This window comes from Bisbaumannia salifodinae, assembly GCF_055388505.1.
This window is the reverse complement of record NZ_AP043781.1, coordinates 884793-902757: the sequence shown is the minus strand read 5'-3', so window position 1 is coordinate 902757 and position 17965 is coordinate 884793. Positions and strand designations below refer to the sequence as shown.

At 68.9% G+C, this 17965-nt stretch carries 15 protein-coding genes; 9 read left to right on the top strand and 6 right to left on the bottom strand.

Annotated features, from left to right (window positions below):
• The first annotated feature begins 163 nt into the window (after nt 1–163).
• Nucleotides 164–640, top strand: coding sequence for a peroxiredoxin (locus ACZ5EF_RS04180; protein WP_346063910.1), 477 nt, complete (start codon nt 164–166; stop codon nt 638–640).
• Nucleotides 641–702: 62 nt separating this feature from the next.
• On the top strand, nt 703–1287 hold the full coding sequence (locus ACZ5EF_RS04175; protein ID WP_346063911.1) for a GNAT family N-acetyltransferase: 585 nt from the start codon (nt 703–705) through the stop codon (nt 1285–1287).
• 102 nt (nt 1288–1389) lie between these two features.
• Here ACZ5EF_RS04175 and arfA read toward each other — a convergent pair whose 3' ends face one another.
• The 3 genes from arfA to ACZ5EF_RS04160 form a co-directional block, all read right to left on the bottom strand.
• Complete coding sequence (gene arfA / locus ACZ5EF_RS04170; RefSeq protein ID WP_146802390.1) at nt 1390–1530, bottom strand: alternative ribosome rescue factor ArfA; 141 nt, start codon at nt 1528–1530, stop codon at nt 1390–1392.
• Between the two features lie 80 nt (nt 1531–1610).
• Nucleotides 1611–2525 (bottom strand): uroporphyrinogen-III C-methyltransferase, encoded by a 915-nt coding sequence (cobA, locus tag ACZ5EF_RS04165; RefSeq protein WP_346063912.1) that lies wholly within the window; start codon nt 2523–2525, stop codon nt 1611–1613.
• On the bottom strand, nt 2513–5251 hold the full coding sequence (locus ACZ5EF_RS04160) for a nitrate reductase (protein ID WP_346063913.1): 2739 nt from the start codon (nt 5249–5251) through the stop codon (nt 2513–2515). The genes cobA and ACZ5EF_RS04160 overlap by 13 nt, the downstream gene beginning before the upstream one ends.
• Nucleotides 5252–5924: 673 nt before the next feature.
• Between ACZ5EF_RS04160 and ACZ5EF_RS04155 the strand changes: the two genes are divergently transcribed.
• The 5 genes from ACZ5EF_RS04155 to nirD all read left to right on the top strand — a co-directional run bounded on the left by ACZ5EF_RS04155 (nt 5925) and on the right by nirD (nt 12148).
• Nucleotides 5925–6524 (top strand): ANTAR domain-containing response regulator, encoded by a 600-nt coding sequence (locus ACZ5EF_RS04155; protein WP_346063914.1) that lies wholly within the window; start codon nt 5925–5927, stop codon nt 6522–6524.
• Nucleotides 6521–7633, top strand: coding sequence for a CmpA/NrtA family ABC transporter substrate-binding protein (locus ACZ5EF_RS04150; RefSeq protein WP_346063915.1), 1113 nt, complete (start codon nt 6521–6523; stop codon nt 7631–7633). The genes ACZ5EF_RS04155 and ACZ5EF_RS04150 overlap by 4 nt, the downstream gene beginning before the upstream one ends.
• A gap of 176 nt (nt 7634–7809) precedes the next feature.
• Nucleotides 7810–9093: an NAD(P)/FAD-dependent oxidoreductase gene (locus ACZ5EF_RS04145; protein WP_346063916.1), complete on the top strand. Its 1284-nt coding sequence runs from the start codon at nt 7810–7812 to the stop codon at nt 9091–9093.
• Nucleotide 9094: 1 nt separating this feature from the next.
• On the top strand, nt 9095–11638 hold the full coding sequence (gene nirB, locus ACZ5EF_RS04140; protein ID WP_346063917.1) for a nitrite reductase large subunit NirB: 2544 nt from the start codon (nt 9095–9097) through the stop codon (nt 11636–11638).
• Nucleotides 11639–11722: 84 nt separating this feature from the next.
• Nucleotides 11723–12148, top strand: coding sequence for a nitrite reductase small subunit NirD (nirD, locus tag ACZ5EF_RS04135; RefSeq protein WP_346063918.1), 426 nt, complete (start codon nt 11723–11725; stop codon nt 12146–12148).
• Nucleotides 12149–12160: 12 nt separating this feature from the next.
• Here nirD and ACZ5EF_RS04130 read toward each other — a convergent pair whose 3' ends face one another.
• The 3 genes from ACZ5EF_RS04130 to ACZ5EF_RS04120 all read right to left on the bottom strand — a co-directional run bounded on the left by ACZ5EF_RS04130 (nt 12161) and on the right by ACZ5EF_RS04120 (nt 14532).
• Nucleotides 12161–12871: an LrgB family protein gene (locus tag ACZ5EF_RS04130; protein ID WP_346063919.1), complete on the bottom strand. Its 711-nt coding sequence runs from the start codon at nt 12869–12871 to the stop codon at nt 12161–12163.
• On the bottom strand, nt 12868–13245 hold the full coding sequence (locus tag ACZ5EF_RS04125; protein WP_346063920.1) for a CidA/LrgA family protein: 378 nt from the start codon (nt 13243–13245) through the stop codon (nt 12868–12870). The genes ACZ5EF_RS04130 and ACZ5EF_RS04125 overlap by 4 nt, the downstream gene beginning before the upstream one ends.
• A gap of 108 nt (nt 13246–13353) precedes the next feature.
• Entirely contained in the window at nt 13354–14532 is a 1179-nt protein-coding gene (locus ACZ5EF_RS04120; RefSeq protein WP_346063921.1) for an MFS transporter, read from the bottom strand.
• Nucleotides 14533–14695: 163 nt separating this feature from the next.
• Here ACZ5EF_RS04120 and ACZ5EF_RS04115 point away from each other — a divergent pair, with 163 nt between their 5' ends.
• Complete coding sequence (locus ACZ5EF_RS04115) at nt 14696–16090, top strand: aminotransferase-like domain-containing protein (RefSeq protein WP_346063922.1); 1395 nt, start codon at nt 14696–14698, stop codon at nt 16088–16090.
• Nucleotides 16091–16367: 277 nt separating this feature from the next.
• On the top strand, nt 16368–17783 hold the full coding sequence (locus ACZ5EF_RS04110; RefSeq protein ID WP_346063923.1) for a PhoH family protein: 1416 nt from the start codon (nt 16368–16370) through the stop codon (nt 17781–17783).
• Nucleotides 17784–17965: the final 182 nt, after the last annotated feature.

Here is a 17965-nt window from a genome sequence, read left to right as displayed (position 1 = left end):
CCTCGGTCGTCGCTGCACCCACAAGATGACCGGCACCGAGGTCTTCGCCGCCTTCGCTCGGCAGGAGTAACGAGACTTCGCCGGGAGGCGCCGGCCCTGCTACATTGGTCCCGCCAGGGCGCGCCCTGGTCCCGCGATTTCACTGACGAGAAGGATGTCCGACATGAGTCTTGCCATCGGCGACAAGCTGCCCAACCTGACCCTCAAGACCAACGGTGCCCAGGGCCCCGAGGATATCGACACCGATGCGCTCTTCGCCGGCAAGAAGGTAGTGCTCTTCGCCGTGCCCGGCGCCTTTACCCCCGGCTGCTCCAACACCCATATGCCGGGCTTCGTGATCAAGGCCGACGAGATCCTCGCCAAGGGCGTGGACGCCATCGTCTGCACCTCGGTCAACGACGCCTTCGTGATGGACGCCTGGCAGAAGGACCAGAACGCCCAGGCCATCACCATGCTGGCCGACGGCAGCGCCGATTTCGCCGAGGCCATCGGCCTGAGCAAGGACCTCACCGCCGCCGGCCTGGGCGTGCGCAGCCAGCGCTATGCGCTGATCGCCAACGACGGCGTGGTGGAGTACCTGGGCGTCGATGACAAGGGCGTCGACAAGAGCAGCGCCGAGACCATCCTCGCCCAGCTGTAACGAACTACCGCGAGTCCCCGAGGGCCGGCGATCGCCGGCCCTTTTTGTCACCGAGAATCGACATGACACGCCTTATCGAACCCGAGACCCCGCGCCTGCGGCTGCGCCAGTGGCGGGAGGGCGACCTGGCGCCCTTCGCCGCCCTGAATGCCGACCCCGAGGTGATGGCGCACTTCCCGGCGCCGCTGAGCCGCGCCGAGAGCGATGCCCTGGCCGGGCGTATACGTGGACTGATCACCGAGCGGGGCTGGGGCCTCTGGGCGGTGGAGATAAAGCAGGGCGAGAGCCTACAGGCGTCCCTACCAACGTCCTTTATCGGCTTCGTGGGACTGCATATCCCCCGGGACGACCTGCCCTTCGCGCCCTGCGTGGAGATCGGCTGGCGCCTGGCGCGGCCCTCTTGGGGACACGGCTATGCCCGGGAGGCGGCCGAGGCCGCCCTGGCGGTGGCCTTCGACTCGCTGGGGCTCGACGAGGTGGTCTCCTTCACCAGCCTCGACAATCGCCGCTCCCGGGCGGTGATGGCGCGGCTCGGCATGCACCACGATGCCACCTTCGAGCACCCCGCCCTGCCCCCGGGCCACCCGCTGCGCCCCCATTGCCTCTATCGGCTGGGTGCCGCCGACTGGCGCGGCGCGCGCCGCTGATCGACCCGACGCCAAGAATCGACGAGGCCCTCCATGGAGGGCCTCGTGGGGAAGCGTGACGCCGGGGTAGTGGCAGGACAGGCGCCTGGCGAAACGGCCGGTTCAGGCCGCTTGGCGAGGCGCCCGCCCCTTGCGAGAGTAGCTGCCCTTGCCCTTCTTGGGGATCTCGCGCCGCTGCTTGAACAGCGGGGTGCGTAGCGTCGCCTTGAGGGCATTATCGCGAATCTTGCCGGTCTTCTTCATCGAGACATTCCTTGGATGACACGGGAGACGAACACCGCCTCCCGGCGCCCCTAGGACTGTAACCGTGCCCGGGGGTTCCCTCAATCCTTCGCCGCCCCGGCCTCGACCACCCGGCGCTGCCGCTGCGCCGCCATCCGCACCACGCTGCCCACCAGGATCAGGCAGGGCGAGGGCAGCGGCTCGGCCGCCAGGCGTGCGGGCATATCGGCCAGGGTGCCGATCAGCGCCCGCTGCTCGGGCAGGCTGGCGTTGGCCACCAGCATGATCGGCCAGTCGTCGGGCAGGCCGGCGCCGCGCAGGCCGGCACAGATCGCCTCGACCTTGGCCAGGCCCATATAGAACACCAGGGTCTCGTCGCGACGCGCCAGCGCCGCCCAGTCCGGCTCGCCATCCAGGCGGCACAGCTGGGCGGTCACCAGGCGCAGCTGCTGGGCATGGGCGCGGTCGGTGAGCGGAATGCCCAGGCCCGCGCAGGCCGCCGAGGCGGCGGTGATGCCGGGCACGATCTCGCTGGGCACCCCCGCCGCATCGAGGGCGGCCAGCTCCTCGCCCATGCGACCGAAGACCCCGGGGTCGCCGCCCTTGAGGCGCACCACCGACTTGCCCTGCCCCGCCAGTTCCACCAGCAGCTCGCCGATCTCCGTCTGGGGCACGCTATGGTGGCCACTCGCCTTGCCCACGTAGTAGCGCTCCCGGTGGGCAGGAATCAGCGCCAGCACCTCATCGCCCACCAGGCGGTCGTAGACCACCGCATCGGCCTCGCCCAGCAATCGGGCGGCCCTAAGGGTCAGCAGCTCCGCCGCGCCGCTGCCGGCCCCCACCAGGTAGACGCTGCCGGGGCGACAGTCACCGCCCAGGGCGCCGTCTTCACGATGGTGCCTTCCATCTATCCGCCAGGAGGTCGTGTCGGCGATGCGCCGGGCCAGACCCCGCAGCGGCGCCAGCAGGGCGTCCCATGCCAGTCGGGCCTTGATACTCGGGTTCAGGGTTCGCATGGGGCTCTCTCCTCTTCGGCACACGCCGCGCGGTGCTCTTCGATCAGGGATTTCAACTCGGGAATGCAGCTGCCGCACTGGGTGCCACAGGCCAGCCGGGCGCCCAGCGATTCGACGCTGGCCTCGCCGCCGCGGATCGCCGTGACGATGGCCTTCTGGCCCACCTGGTGGCAGCTGCACACCACCGGGCCGCTGTCGGCGGCGCCGTCGTCGCAGCCGGCCAGCAGGCGGCGCCGGCGCTCGGGGGCCAGGGCCTCGTCGCGGGCGGCCTCGGCGAGGCGTTCGTCGAGCCAGGCCAGCCCCGGCAGCTCCGCCGGGGGGCCCACCATCAGCCACCAGCGCAGGCGACCGTCCTCGATACCCGCGGCGCGCAGGCGCCCGCCGGCGGGGTCTTCCAGCCACAGCGCCGCGGCCACCGGCAGATGGTGCGCGAGCCAGGCCAGCCAGTCGCGATCGGCGCTCTCGGGGGCCCCGGCCAGCTGCCAGCGCTGGCCATGGGCCAGGGGGATGCGCGCCCAATAGGCGGCATCCGTGCACCAGTCGGGGGGCACCGCCAGGTCATCGGCCACCAGCAGGGTCGCCTCCCAGGCGACAGGCAGCGGCGTCAGGGCCACGGCGCCGTGCTTGGACTCGGGCTGGCCGGAGAGTGGGTCGAGGTGGGCCTCCAGCAGGCTGCCCATGCGCGCGCTCCCGCTGAAGCGGTCGCTCCAGTGCATGGGCACGAATACCTCGCCGCGGCGCTGCCCCTTGGTGAGCCGCACCCGGCCGAGATAATCGCCACCGGCACCGGTGAGCCGGGCCAGTTGCTGGTCGCCGACGCCCAGCACCAGGGCATCCTCGGGAGTGATCTCGATAAAGGGCTCGGCGCGGTGGTTCATCAGCCGCGGCGCCCGGGCGGTACGGGTCATGGTGTGCCACTGGTCGCGGATGCGCCCGGTGTTGAGGCGCAGCGGCCGCGCCTCGCTGAGGCGCTGCTCGGGCTCCCGCGGGCGCACCGCAATCAGCCGAGCCAGGCCGTCCGGGGTGGTGAAGCGGCCATCCTCGAAGAGCCGCGCGGTGCCCCGGGGCGCGGCGGCGTTGACCGGCCACTGGATGGGCGCCAGGGCGTCGTAGGCATCCCGGTCCAGCCCGGCCAGGCCGGAGATATCGAATAGCCGCTTGCCCTTGTCCGGGGTGTCAGCAGGGTTCTCGAAGCCGGAGAGCCGGGCATGCTCGTCGAAGATCTCCGCCGGATGCGCATAGTCGAAGGCCTCGCCATAGCCCAGCCGCTGGGCCACCCGGGTAATGATCCACCAATCGTGCTTCGCCTCCCCGGGCGGCGGCAGCAGGCCCCGCTGGCGGGAGATGCGCCGCTCGGAGTTGGTCACGGTGCCGTTCTTCTCCGACCAGGAGGAGGCCGGCAGCACGATATCCGCATAGGCCAGCAGGTCGGTGTCGGCCATGCACTCGTTGACGATCACCAGCGGGCACTTCTCGAGTGCCGCCCGCACCCGGTCGGCCCGGGGCAGGCTCACCGCCGGGTTGGTGGCCATGATCCACAGCGCCCGGACCTCGCCCCGCTCGATGGCCTCGAAGAGTTCCACCGCCTTGTGGCCGGGCCCCTCGGGCAGGCTCGGGGTCAGCGACTCGGTGGTCCAGAAGCGGGTCACCCGGTCGAGGGCGCCCGGGGTGTGGTAGTCCATATGGGCGGCCAGTTGGTTGGCCAGGCCGCCCACCTCGCGGCCGCCCATGGCGTTGGGCTGGCCGGTGATGGAGAAGGGCCCAGCCCCGGGCAGGCCGAGCTTGCCGCCGGCCAGGTGGCAATTGATGATGGCGTTGCACTTGTCGGTGCCGCTGGAGGACTGGTTGACCCCCTGGGAGTAGAGGGTCACCACGTGCAGCTGGCTGGCGAACCAGTAGTAGAAGGTCTCCAGGCGCTCCGGGTCGAGGTCGCAATCGGCGGCCACGGCGGCCACCGAGCCGTCCTCTTCCCGGGCCGCGGCCAGGGCCTCCTCCAGCCCCTGGGTGTGCTTCTCCAGGTAGACCCGATCGAGCTTGCCCTTGTCGGCCATCCAGGCCAGCAGGCCGTTGAACAGCCGGGCGTCGCTGCCGGGTTTGAGGCCCAGGTAGAGGTCGGCGATCTCGCAGCTGTCGGTGACCCGGGGGTCGATCACCACCACCCGCATCAACGGATTGCGGGTCTTGGCCACCTTGAGGCGCTGGTAGAGCACCGGGTGGTTCCAGGCCAGGTTGGAGCCCACCAGCACCACCAGCTCGGCCTCCTCCAGGTCCTCGTAGCAACAGGGCACGGCGTCGGCCCCCAGGCTGCGCTTGTAGGCGGCCACCGCCGAGGCCATGCACAGCCGCGAGTTGGTATCCAGGTGCGGGGTGCCGAGGAAGCCCTTGAACAGCTTGTTGGCGACGTAATAGTCCTCGGTGAGCAGCTGGCCGGAGAGGTAGGCCGCCACGGCGCCGTCGCCGTGCTCGCTTCGGGTCGCCGCCAGGCGATCGGCCACGGCGGAAAGCGCCGTCTCCCAGTCCACCTCGACGCCGTCGACCCGGGGCCGGGTCAGGCGGCCCTGGTGGCCCAGGGTCTCGTGCAGGGCCGAGCCCTTGACGCAGAGGCGGCCATAATTGGCCGGGTGCTCGCTGTCGCCGCCGACGCCGACGATCCGCTCGCCCTCCAGTTCCGCCAGTACGCCACAGCCGACGCCACAATAGGGGCAGGTGGTTCGCGCCTGATGCATAGGGTTGCCTCTTGAAACGACGATGGCGCCCTCCCTCGGCCGCTAAGCCGTGGGCAGGACGCCATTGTCGTGTTCGCTGAACTGCTGATATCGATAGGACCGCCATTGGTCCCGGGTTACTTCCTAACAAGCAAGGCGTATGCCATAAGACCGTAGAAGCGTTATAACCCACTGACTGGCCAAGGCATTATGGAGAACGACCAGGCCCCTGGGTTACCCCGGCCGCGCCCCCACGCACCACTACAAGGCACCCATTGACGTCACTGCACCCCGGCGGCGCAATCCCGGCCACCCCATGGCGGTGCCGGCCTTCGCCAAGCGGCAAATATGCAGACCGCTCCCAAGGCTATCGCCATTGGAATGACGAGGGGCGCTGGGGGCAGGATGGAGCGGGGTTTTTTTGCCAGGGGTGAGGAGGATTCCTCCGAACGGGCTGGCCATGGATGGCCAGCCCCGGCCCTGCAAGCGGCGCAGGATGCGAGAGCGCCGCAGGACAAAAGTAGCGCCCAGGGAGGGGTTCACCGCGCCCCGCGACGACCTGCCCCCAGGGTAGCCCCGGGCCTCCTACAGAGTGCACGCGACTGCGATAGCCCTGTGTTCCCCGCCCCGATCCCCGGCCAGCTGGAACGCTTATTGCAAGGCTATAAGACCTTAGCTTCCCGCGAGTCCCGTTATGTCCCCACCCACGTCCCTGAAGATATTGCTGGTCGACGACGAAGTGGTGCGCGCCGCCATGGTGGAGGAGGCCCTGACCCACGAGGGACACCGGGTGATCTGCCGCCTGGCCAGCCCCGCCAGCCTCAACGAGATGGTGGCCCGTCATGCCCCCGATGTGGTGATCATCGATATGGAGTCCCCGGACCGGGACACCCTGGACAGCATGGCGCTGCTCAATCGCGAGAACCCGCGCCCGGTGGTCTTCTTCGCCGATCAGCACGACCCGGACACCCTGCAGGCCGCCCTCAAGGTCGGGGTCAGCGCCTATGTGGTGGACGGCCTGGTGCCCGGCCGGGTCAAGCCGATCATCGAGGTGGCCATCGCCCGCTTCGACGCCTTTCAGTCGCTGCGCCGCGAACTGGACAAGACCCGCAACCAGCTCAGCGAACGCAAGCGCATCGAACGCGCCAAGGGGCTGCTGATGAAGCACCAGAACACCGACGAGGAGCAGGCCTACCGGATGCTGCGCAAGCTGGCCATGGATCGTGGCCAGCGCATCGCCCAGGTGGCCGACAACGTCATCGATATCCTCGAACGCCTGGAGAACGGCCTATGACCTTCCTACCGGATGCCGAACGTCCCGACCTGACCCTGGGCTTCGTGCCGCTGCTGGATTCGGCCCTGCTGGTGATCGCCCGGGAGGCGGGCTTCTTCGCCGACCAGGGCCTGGACGTGACCCTGGCCCGCCAGAACACCTGGTCGACCCTGCGCGACAAGGTGGCCGCCGGCCTGCTGGACGGCGCCCAGATGCTCGCCCCCCTGCCGCTGGCCATGAGCCTGGGGCTGGGCCGGGCCCCCTGCGAGACCCTGGCGCCGGTGACCCTGTCCCGCAACGGCAACGCCCTGGTACTCTCCGAACGCCTCGCCGAGGCCAGCCACGCCCATCTGGCGGTGGACCCGGCGCGCGGCGCCCGGGCCCTGGCCGCGGCCCTGCCGACGCTGCCCCGACCACCGCGGCTGGCCATGGTCTACCCCTACTCCTGTCAGCACTATCAGTTGCGCCACTGGCTCGACCTGGGCGGCCTCGACCCGCAGCACGACGCCGAGCTGGTGGTACTGCCGCCGCCGCGCATGGTGGATGCCATGGAGGCCGGCGAGATCGACGGCTTCTGCGTCGGCGAGCCCTGGGGCAGCCTGGCCCAGCACCGCGGTGCGGGACGCATCGTCGCTACCGGCGCCCAGCTGTGGCCGGAGGCTCCGGAGAAGGTGCTGGGAGTGACCCGTTCCTGGGCACGCTGCTATCCGGCCACCCTGGCGCGACTGATCGTCGCCCTGCAGCGGGCCGGCGACTGGCTGGCGGAGGACCCCGGCCATGCCCGCCGCACCCTGGAGTGGCTGGCCCTGCCCCCCTATCTGGATCGCTCGGTGGCCCACCTCTCGCGGCTGGCCCTTAACGAGGCGCCGATGCGTCAGCGCCTCGCCGGCAGCCTGCGCCCCGATCCCCAGGCCGCCGCCGGCTTCGCCGAGCACCTGGACCAGGCCCTGCGCCGCGAGGGACGCCGCCTGGACCAGGCCCTGCGCCGCGAGGGACGCCGCCTGGACCTGGCCGGCCTGCGGGCCTGCCATGACCCCGTGCATTATGACGCGGCCCTGCACCAGGCGGGTGCAGACGATGCCGAAGGTGACGCGCCCCCGGCCCCACATCCGAATAGCAACCCTATGTAATCACGGAAAAAATCGGCTTACCCCGGCATATTGGCCGGGTTCTTGAAGGTCCTTGACCAGTACGAGGCATCAACGGCGATTGCCTCGACAGGATTCAGACAACGGCGTCTTCCCCTGGCCCACGGGCCAGAGGAAGGCGCCGTTTTTGGTTTTCGGCATGGACAGGAGGTGCACCCATGGCCCAGCGAACCCCGGACGATCCCCTGGTGATCATCGGCAACGGCATGGCCGGCCACCGGCTGGTGGAGGCCCTGATCAAGCGGTCCGACCGCCCCGCGCGCATCATCGTGCTGGGCGAGGAGTCCGCCCCGGCCTACAACCGCATCCTGCTCTCCCCCTGGCTGGCCGGTGAGATGGCCCGCGACGCCCTGACCCTGCGCGACACCAGTTGGTATGCCGACCAGGGCATCGAGCTGATCCTCGGCGAGCGCGTCACCGGGATCGACCGCCAGGCACGCCGCCTCGTCACCGACGCCGGACGCACCCTCGACTATGGCCGCCTGGTGCTGGCCACCGGCTCGCGCCCGGCCATGCCGGCGGTGCCCGGCATCGAGCTGGCGGGGGTGCACGGCTTCCGCGACCTGGACGACGCCGAGGCCCTGATGGCCGCCGCCGACGCCGGCGCCGAGACCCTGGTAGTGGGGGGCGGCCTGCTGGGCCTGGAGGCCGCCGAGGGCATGCGCAAGCGCGGCTGCCGGGTCGGCGTCCTGCAACGCGCCGACCGGCTGATGAACCGCCAGCTCGACGCCACCGCCGCCGCCCTGCTGGAGGCCGAACTGACCCAGCGCGGCCTGGCGATCCACACCGGCGCGCGCCTGGCGCGGCTGGAGGACGACGGCCGCGGCCGGGTGGCGGCGGTGCACCTGGAGGACGGGCGCCGCCTGGCCGCCGACTGCGTGGTGATCGCCGCCGGTATCGCCCCCAATACACAACTGGGCGAAGCCGCCGGCCTGGTCATGGGACGTGCCATCCGGGTCGACGACTTCCTCACCAGCTCCGACCCGCATATCCATGCCCTCGGCGAATGCTGCGAGTTCGCGGGCCACACCTACGGCCTGGTGGAACCGATCTGGCGCCAGGTGGAGGTGCTGGCCGCGCGCCTGTGCGGCGAGACCACGCCCGGCTACCGGGAGGCCGCGACCGCCACCAAGCTCAAGGTCAGCGGCATCGCCCTCTACGCCTTCGGCCCCACCGAGGCCGACGCCGACCACGAGGTGCTGGTCTACCACGACCCCGACCAGGGCGACTACCGCCGGCTGCTGCTGCGCGACGGCCGCCTGGAAGGCGCGGTGCTCTATGGCGATACCGCCATGGGCCCCTGGTACTTCGCCCAGGCCCAGGCCGGCCGCGATCTCGGCGCCTGCCGCCCAGCCCTGCTACTCGGCGCGGCCGATGCCGACGCCCTGCTCGACGCCCCGAATTCCACTACCCAGACCCGCCCCGTGAAGGAGGCCGCATAACATGTCCACGCAACAGCAGTTGATCATCATCGGTAACGGCATGGTCGGCCACCACCTGGTCGAACAACTGGTCGAACGCGGCGCCCATAAGCGCTATGCCATCACCGTGTTCGGCGAGGAGCGCCACCTGGCCTATGACCGGGTGCACCTCTCCGAGTACTTCGCCGGCCGCGATGCCGAGTCGCTGGCCCTCTCCACCGGCGACTACTATGCCGAGCACGGCATCGAACTGCGCCTCGACGAGGCCGTGACCACCATCGACCGCGACCGCGGCGAGGTGGTCACCCCCCAGGGCCGCTACCCCTACGACCGCCTGGTGCTGGCCACCGGCTCCTACCCCTTCGTGCCGCCGATTCCCGGCAACGACCGGGAGGGCTGCCTGGTCTACCGTACCCTGGATGACCTGGACGCCATCCGCGCCGCGGCGGAAAACGCCGCCACCGGCGTGGTGGTGGGCGGCGGCCTGCTGGGCCTGGAGGCGGCCAATGCCCTGCGTGGCCTGAATCTCGACACCGCCGTGGTGGAATTCGCCCCCCGCCTGATGCCCATGCAGGTCGACAGCGAGGGCGGCGAACTGCTGCGCGAGAAGATCGAGGCGCTGGGCGTGCAGGTACTCACCGAGCGCGCCACCCAGCGCATCGAGGACGGCGAGGCCGGCCAGCACCGCATGGTGTTCCAGGACGACAAGGTGCTGGAGGCCGACCTGATCGTCTTCTCCGCCGGCATCCGCCCCCGGGACGAACTGGCCCGGGAGAGCGCCCTGGAGCTCGGCGAGCGCGGCGGCGTGGTGATCGACGACCGCTGCCTGACCAGCGACCCGGCGATCCTGGCGGTCGGCGAGGTGGCCCTCTGGAACAACAGCATCTTCGGCCTGGTGGCCCCCGGCTACCGGATGGCCCGGGCCGCCGCCGACACCCTGATGGCCGATGCCCTGGAGCGCGAGCCCGAGACCTTCCGCGGCGCCGATATGAGCACCAAGCTCAAGCTGCTCGGCGTCGACGTGGGTGCCATCGGCGATGCCCACGGCGACCGTACCCCGGGCGCACGGATGTTCCGCTACCTGGACCAGATCAAGCAGGAGTACCGCAAGCTGGTGGTCTCCGGCGACGGCAAGAAACTGCTCGGCGCCATGCTGGTGGGTGACAACGCCACCTACGACACCCTGATGCAGTACTACGCGGGCGGCATCGAGCTGCCGGCGGATCCCGCCTCGCTGATCCTGCCCTCGAGCGACGGCGCCCCGGCGCTGGGCCCCGACGCCCTGCCCGAGACGGCCATGATCTGCTCCTGCCATAACGTCACCAAGGGCGACGTCTGCGCCTCGATCGACGGCGGCGCCGCGGACCTGGGCAGCGTCAAGGGCGCGACCCGCGCCAGCACCGGTTGCGGCGGCTGTGCGGCCCTGCTCAAGAGCGTGGTCGAGCACGAACTGGAGAGCCGCGGCGTCGAGGTGGACCGCTCCCTCTGCGAGCACTTCGCCCATACCCGCCAGGAGCTCTACGATATCGTCCGCGTGGAGGGCATCAAGACCTTTAGCGAGCTGATGGAGACGCACGGCAACCCGGAGACCCATCGCCTCGGCTCTCCATCAGCCCCGAGGCTCGGCTGCGATATCTGCAAGCCGGCGGTGGCCTCGATCCTCGCCTCCTGCTTCAACGAGCCGATCACCGACGCGGCGCATATCCCGCTGCAGGACACCAACGACACCTTCATGGCCAATATGCAGAAGAACGGCACCTACTCGGTGGTGCCGCGCATCGCCGGCGGGGAGATCACCCCGGACAAGCTGGTGGTGCTGGGCCAGGTGGCGCAGAAGTACGACCTCTACACCAAGGTCACCGGCGGCCAGCGCATCGACCTCTTCGGCGCCCGCCTGGAGGACCTGCCGGCGATCTGGGGCGAACTGATCGAGGCGGGCTTCGAGACCGGCCACGCCTACGGCAAATCGCTGCGCACCGTGAAGTCCTGCGTCGGCAGCACCTGGTGCCGCTACGGCGTGGACGACAGCGTGGGCATGGCGATCCGCCTCGAGCATCGCTACAAGGGCCTGCGCTCGCCCCACAAGCTCAAGTTCGCCGTCTCCGGCTGTACCCGGGAGTGCGCCGAGGCCCAGAGCAAGGACATCGGCGTGATCGCCACCGAGCACGGCTGGAACCTCTACGTCTGCGGCAACGGCGGCATGCGCCCGCGCCACGCCGAGCTGTTCGCCACCGACCTGGACGACGAGGCACTGATCCGCACCATCGACCGCCTGCTGATGTTCTATGTGCGCACCGCCGACCGCCTGCAGCGCACCTCGGTGTGGCGCGAGAACCTGGAGGGCGGCCTCGACTACCTCAAGGCGGTGATCCTGGAGGACAGCCTGGGCATCAATGATGAGCTCGAGCGCCAGATGCAGGCGGTGGTGGACACCTACGAGTGCGAATGGGCAAACGCCATCCGGGATCCGGAGAAGCTCAAGCGCTTCCGCAGCTTCGTCAACGACAGCCGCCCGGATCCGGACATCATCATGACCAGCGAGCGCGGCCAGCTGCGCCCTGCTTGATGGCAGCTCAATCCTTGTGGGAGCGCGGCTATGCCGTGCGAATGGCGCCCCAGGCGCCCCCACCCCGGCCAATGGAGACTACTCATGACCACCGCTACCGCCCTGAAACACGAGACCGAGATGACCTGGCAAGCCCTCTGCAACCGCGCCGACCTGGTGCCCTTCTCCGGCGTCGCCGCCTGGATCGAGACCGCCGAGGGCCCCGCCCAGGTGGCCCTTTTCTACCTTCCATGCGACCCGACTCCGGCTACGACAAGCGGCCCGAATACGCCGCAGCAGCCCGCCCTTGAGCAGGAACTCTATGCCCTGGATAACCACGATCCCTTCTCCGGGGCCAACGTGATCGCCCGGGGCATCGTCGGCGATCTCCAGGGCCAGCCGGTGGTGGCTTCCCCCCTCTACAAGCAGCACTTCCGCCTCACCGACGGCCAGTGCCTGGAGGACGACGCCGTCAAGTTGCGCACCTGGCCGGTGCGTTTCGACGGCGAGCGGGTGCTGATCCACGCCTGAAGGGCCCGTCTCTCAGAAGCCGAAGAGCCGCCAGACCAGCGGCAGGAAGAGCGCGGAAAATACCCCGGTCAGGCTCATGCCCAGCGACGCGAAGGCGCCGGCGGTGGGCCCGAGCTCGAAGGCGCGGACGGTGCCGATGGCGTGGCCGTTCACGCCCAGCGCGAAGCCGATCAGGCGCGGGTCGCTGATCTTGAACAGGCGCGCCAGCCAGGTCACGAAGAGGGTCGCCATGACCCCGGTGATCAGCAGGCCGCCCAGCATCAGCGATGGCGAGCCGCCGATCTGCTCCTGGATACCGATGGCCAGGGGCGCGGTGACCGACTTCGGCGCCAGGGAGGCCAGCACCGGGGGCGGCGCGCCCAGTAGCCAGGCGATCACCACGGCATAGAGCGCCGCCAGGGCGGCGGCGAGTGGCAGGCAGCAGAGGATCGGCTTCCATAGGGCGAAGATATGCTGGCGCTGCTGGTAGAGGGGCACCGCCAGGGCCACGGTGACCGGGCCCAGCAGCAGGGTCAGCCAGGCGACGTCGCGCTGGTAGTCGGGGTACGGCAGGCCTAGCAGCCAGAGGCCGGTTGCGGTCAGCAGCGCCCCGATCAGCACCGCCGGACACCAGCTCGGCCGGCCGAGCCGTTCGAACAGGCGAACGCCGCCGAGATAGGCGGCCAGGGTCAGGGCGATGGCCAGGATCGGGCTGTTCAGCAGGGACGCGTGCCATTCGTTCATGGCCGTGGCTCCTCGGTATCGACGCTCGCGGCGCCCCCGGGCATAAAGCGCCGCATCAGCCAGAGCGTGGTCAGCACGCTAAGCAGGGTCCCCAGGACCAGGGCAAGCATCACCGCCGTCCAGTGGCCGGCGAACTCATCGATCACGAAGAACACCCCCACCACCCCGGGCATGATCAGCATGGCGAGCAGCGGTATCAGCGCCTGGCTCGCCGCGGCCACGCCCTCGTTGAGCCGCCGCGTCACCAGCAGCCAGACCAGCAGCAACAGCAGCCCGGCCATGGCGTGGGAGACCGGCAGCGACAGCCACTCGACGGCCAGCTGCCCCAGCAGTTGGAAACCGAGCAGCCACAGGAACCCACGCAACAGTGTCATGCCATCTCCAGAAAACGACGATAGAGGGAGCCTGCCGCGGGGTAACGGCAGCAAGCCCTGATGAAAGTCGCACTAATGTTATCATGCTATCGTTATTCCGGGACGGCGCTACTCGCTCCGGCTGGCCAGGACTCGCTCCCCCTGGTCACCGCGAGACCGGGGACCCTGGAGGCGCCAGGCCGCAATCAGCGAACTTGCCAACACCGCCGCCCCGAAGAGCGTCAGCGCCAGCGCGTGTCCGAGGGCATCGATCAGGGCCCCGGTGGCGATCACGGGAAGACTGAAGCCGAGATAGGCCATCAGGAAATAGCCGGCACTGGCCCGGGACTTGCCTTCCCCGGCCACCTCGAGCACCCCGCTCAGGCCACCGAGGTAGACGAAACCATAACAGGCGCTGCTCGCCACGACGGTACCGAGCAGCACGGCACTCAGCCTCCCCTGCACGGCACCCCAGGCGATCAGGGCATAGGCCAGGGGCAGGATAAGCAGGCCGACCCGGGTCGCGACCCGCGGCGACAGCCTGCGCGCCAGCGGCTGGAACAACACCCCGCAGCTGCAGATACCGAAGGTCGCGAAGCCGGCCCAGCCCGACAGCCCATGTCGAGCCAGGGCCGAAGGCAGGATCGCGATCACCATCCCCACGGTGGCCCAGGCCGTGAGAATCGCCAGCCCATAGCCGAAGGCACCGGGCGGATAGGCCGGCAGGCGCAGTATCCCGCCTAGGTCCCGCCTGGGTGCCTCGTCCTTCAGGGATAACACCAGCAGCAGTGCCAGGGTGGCCGCTCCCAGATACCACCCCAGGCTGGGCGGCGTCAGGCTCGGCGAATGCAGCACGAACAGGCCGGTAAAGGCCGCGCCGAGGCCGAAGCCGAGCGCCGTGCTCGCCGTCACCCAGGTGGTCGGCCTCCGGGTATCCTCGCCCGCGAAGAACTCGAGCATGTACGCCGGCGCCACCGCCGAGGTCAGCGCCGTGCCGATCCCCAGCAGGAAGCGGGCCATGCCCAGGGAGAGGAGTCCCGGGGCGACGAGCGTCAGGGTCGTGGCCACCAGGCACAGCAGTAGTGCGAAGACGATCAGTGCCCGCCGTCCCAGGCGCTCGGCGAGCCCGCTCAAGGCCAGCAGCACCGGCAGGACGCCGAGCACATAGCAGGCGAAGGCCAGGGTCGTGGCGCCGACGCCGACCCCATCCCGGGTCGCCAGGGCAGCGTAGAGCGGGGCCTGCAGATTCACCGCCGTGGTGATCATGCACAGGGCGAAGGCGAGACGGAGGGCAGAGATTCGATGCATGGAGACGCTTCCTGTCGGGCGATCATCGGTGCTCATGCCTGGCGGCATGGCGTCTCAGCCTCGCATCCCCATCAAGCCGGGGTAAGGTACACTTCCCCGGGTTAAGACGACACTGTTCCGGCGTTTTCCCGAACGGTTGGATGCAACGGAGAGTTTCCTGCCAATGAAGCTTTGCCTCGACAGGCACTCGAACACCCCCATCGTCCAGCAACTGGTGGATGGCATTCGTGACTGGATCGAACGCCACGGTATTGCGGGTGGCCAGCGGCTGCCCTCGATCCGGCGCCTGTCGGCGGCCCATGGCATCAGCCGCAACACGGTGATCGAGGCCTACGAGCAGTTGGTGGCGCATGGCTGGATTCGTTCCAAGCCAGGGTCGGGGTTCTTCGTGGCGGCCGGCGCGCCCCGCGGTTTATCGAAGGCCGGCGTGAAGACTGCCGACCTGGAGGACGTTACCGGCGAGATGTGGAAGCTCTTCCGGGCCGATAAGGGTGACCTGAAACTGGGGTGTGGCTGGTTGCCCGGCCACTGGCGCGAGAGTGACGACCTGACCCAGGCGATACGCCAGGTCGCCCGGCAAGGCGACGCCAGCCTCTTCGATTACGGCACCCCCATGGGCACACCGGAGCTTCGCTCCCTGCTTCAGGAGCGACTACGACGCCTCGGCCTCGAGGCCCCTGCCCAACAGATCCTGCTGACGGCCGGCGGCAGCCATGCGCTGGATCTTATCGTGCGGCTGATGCTCGAGCCCGGTGACGTGGTCTTCGTCGAGTCCCCGGGCTACTACAACCTCTTCGGCCTGCTGCGCCTGCAACGGATCACGGTCATCGGCATACCACGCCTGGCCGGCGGACCGGACACGGAACACCTGGAAGCGCTGCTCAGGCGGTACAGGCCCAAGCTGTTCTTCACCAACAGCGTCTTCCACAATCCCACCGGTACGACACTGATCCCGACGGTCGCCCACCGGGTGCTTCAACTGGCGGAAAGGCACGGCTTCCGTATCGTCGAGGACGACATCTACGCCGACTTCCAGCACGATCCCACGATACGGCTCGCCGCCCTGGATGGCCTGGAACGGGTCATTTACCTGGGCAGCTTCTCCAAGAGCCTGTCCTGTTCCCTTAGGGTCGGCTTTATTGCCGCGGCCCCCGCCCTCGTCAAGCGGTTGGTCGACGTGAAGATGCTGACCAGCATCTCGGCCTCGCGATTCTCGGAGCAGGTGGTCGCCACCATGCTCCAGAACGGCTCCTTCCGGAAGCTGACGGAGCGGCTCAGGATCAAGCTTGGGGATCAGATGGCCGCGACGCGGCAGCTGCTCGGGGAGGCCGGCTGGGAGGTCTTCGCGGAACCGGCCGGCGGCATGTTCCTCTGGGCACGACACCCCCGGATCGAGTCCTCCACCCGACTCGTGCAAGGTGCCCAGCGGGCCGGTATCAGCCTGTCGCCGGGGCATGCCTTCCATCCCCAGGGTACCGACTCGCCCTGGATACGCCTCAATGTGGCGTACGCGCGTGACCCGCGGGCGACCCGCTTCCTCGGCAACCCTCTCGACTAGGTGGCCTCGAGTGCCTCGCTCCTCGCCGTCAGGGTCTGGTGGCAAGGGCAAGGCTCCGGGCGGCCTCGCCACCTCGAGAAAGCGTTGAAGCACGTCGCTGGCAGCGACGAGTCAAGCGGCGCATTCTAGGGTCAAAGGGAGTATCCCGGGCCATAGAGGAGGCACGTCATACCAGGGAAGCGGCATTGGCGCGACGCCCTTATGACAGGCTGTCATATGACCGTAAGGTGTCACTGCCAATGTCGATCATGCCGTCAACCAAGGAGCGCTTCCAACGATGGTGCGAATCGACAAGAAGCCCACTCGGCTCTACGTGCTGGATACCAATGTCCTGCTGCATGACCCCACGGCCATCTACCAGTTCGAGGAACATGACGTCGCCATTCCCATGACGGTCCTCGAGGAGCTCGACAAGCACAAGAACGGCATTCGTGAAATTGCCCGTACCGCCCGCCAGGTCAGCCGTACCCTCTCGGAGCTGACCAACCAGGTCGTCTTCGACGAGATCCCCCACGGCATTCCCATCCCCCGGGCCAACGATGCCCCCAGTGGGCGCCTGCTGTTCCTCTGTTATCGGGACCTGGCCCCCCTGGATCATCTGGAGGAAAGCCCCGACAACCAGATCCTCGCCGAGACCTGCCGGCTGCGCGACGAGTACCCGGACGCCTCGGTGATCCTGGTCACCAAGGACATCAACCTCAGGGTCAAGGCCGCCGCCCTCAAGGTGCCGGTGGAGGACTACCTCACCGATCGCGCCTTCGACGACAGCGACGCCATGAGCGAAGGCGCCCAGATCGTCGCCAGCGCCGGCCATGACGGCAGCGCCCTCTGGGAGTCGCTGGCCGTCGAGGTCGAGGTGGAGCGCGCCGATCATCACACCTTCTATGCCCTGCGCGGCGAGCTGCCCGACGACTGGCATGTGGGCATGCTGGTCTCCGACGACGAAAATGGCGCCCACTTCGAGGCCATTATCCGCGAACTGGAGCCGGGTCGGGCACGCCTGCAGCTGCTGACCAACTACCGCCACAAGGCCAGCGTCTGGGGCGTGCATGCCCACGACAGCCGACAGAACTTCGCCCTGAACCTGCTGATGGACCCGGATATCGACCTGGTGACCATCGCCGGTGGCGCCGGCACCGGCAAGACCTATATGACCCTGGCGGCGGCCTTCCAGCAGACCCTGGATGGCAAGCAGTTCGAGCGTATCGTCTTCACCCGGGCGCCGATCTCCATGAGCGAGGATATCGGCTTCCTGCCGGGCACCGAGGAGGAGAAGATGTCGCCCTGGATGGGCGCCTTCCACGACAACATGGATAACCTGCTGCGCGACGAGAAGGATGGCTCCAGCAGCTGGAGCGAGGATGCCACCCGCTCGCTGATCGGCTCCCGGGTGCAGATCCGCTCGCCGGGCTTCATGCGCGGACGGACCCTCAACGACACCTTCCTGATCATCGACGAGGCGCAGAACTTCACGCCCAAGCAGCTCAAGTCGCTGGTCACCCGGGCCGGACGCAACACCAAGATCGTCTGCCTGGGCAACGTGGGGCAGATCGACACCCCCTACCTCACCCCCAACACCTGCGGCATGGCGGCGCTGGTGCAGCGCTTCCGCCACTGGCCCCATGCCGGCCATATCACCCTGCGCAGCATCGAGCGCTCGCGGCTGGCCCTGGCCGCTGAAGAGCTGCTCTAGTCTCAGCCCCAACCCACCCGGCGGGGCGCCCCAGGGCGCCCCGCTAAGTATGTTACCCAGCTAGCAATGAGGCCCGGGGCTACCCTGGGGGTAGGCACTCCGCGAAGACGCTGTGAACCCATCCATGGGCGCTCGACTTTTTCGTCCATGAAAAAGACGCTTCGCTCCGGCCTACCCCCAGC

Excerpts from the sequence above, each read along its gene's own strand:
- ACZ5EF_RS04180 (WP_346063910.1), top strand. The coding sequence starts at position 164 with ATGAGTCTTGCCATCGGCGACAAGCTGCCCAACCTGACCCTCAAGACC.
- ACZ5EF_RS04175 (WP_346063911.1), top strand. The coding sequence starts at position 703 with ATGACACGCCTTATCGAACCCGAGACCCCGCGCCTGCGGCTGCGCCAG.
- arfA (WP_146802390.1), bottom strand. The coding sequence starts at position 1,530 with ATGAAGAAGACCGGCAAGATTCGCGATAATGCCCTCAAGGCGACGCTA.
- cobA (WP_346063912.1), bottom strand. The coding sequence starts at position 2,525 with ATGCGAACCCTGAACCCGAGTATCAAGGCCCGACTGGCATGGGACGCC.
- ACZ5EF_RS04160 (WP_346063913.1), bottom strand. The coding sequence starts at position 5,251 with ATGCATCAGGCGCGAACCACCTGCCCCTATTGTGGCGTCGGCTGTGGC.
- ACZ5EF_RS04155 (WP_346063914.1), top strand. The coding sequence starts at position 5,925 with ATGTCCCCACCCACGTCCCTGAAGATATTGCTGGTCGACGACGAAGTG.
- ACZ5EF_RS04150 (WP_346063915.1), top strand. The coding sequence starts at position 6,521 with ATGACCTTCCTACCGGATGCCGAACGTCCCGACCTGACCCTGGGCTTC.
- ACZ5EF_RS04145 (WP_346063916.1), top strand. The coding sequence starts at position 7,810 with ATGGCCCAGCGAACCCCGGACGATCCCCTGGTGATCATCGGCAACGGC.
- nirB (WP_346063917.1), top strand. The coding sequence starts at position 9,095 with ATGTCCACGCAACAGCAGTTGATCATCATCGGTAACGGCATGGTCGGC.
- nirD (WP_346063918.1), top strand. The coding sequence starts at position 11,723 with ATGACCACCGCTACCGCCCTGAAACACGAGACCGAGATGACCTGGCAA.
- ACZ5EF_RS04130 (WP_346063919.1), bottom strand. The coding sequence starts at position 12,871 with ATGAACGAATGGCACGCGTCCCTGCTGAACAGCCCGATCCTGGCCATC.
- ACZ5EF_RS04125 (WP_346063920.1), bottom strand. The coding sequence starts at position 13,245 with ATGACACTGTTGCGTGGGTTCCTGTGGCTGCTCGGTTTCCAACTGCTG.
- ACZ5EF_RS04120 (WP_346063921.1), bottom strand. The coding sequence starts at position 14,532 with ATGCATCGAATCTCTGCCCTCCGTCTCGCCTTCGCCCTGTGCATGATC.
- ACZ5EF_RS04115 (WP_346063922.1), top strand. The coding sequence starts at position 14,696 with ATGAAGCTTTGCCTCGACAGGCACTCGAACACCCCCATCGTCCAGCAA.
- ACZ5EF_RS04110 (WP_346063923.1), top strand. The coding sequence starts at position 16,368 with ATGGTGCGAATCGACAAGAAGCCCACTCGGCTCTACGTGCTGGATACC.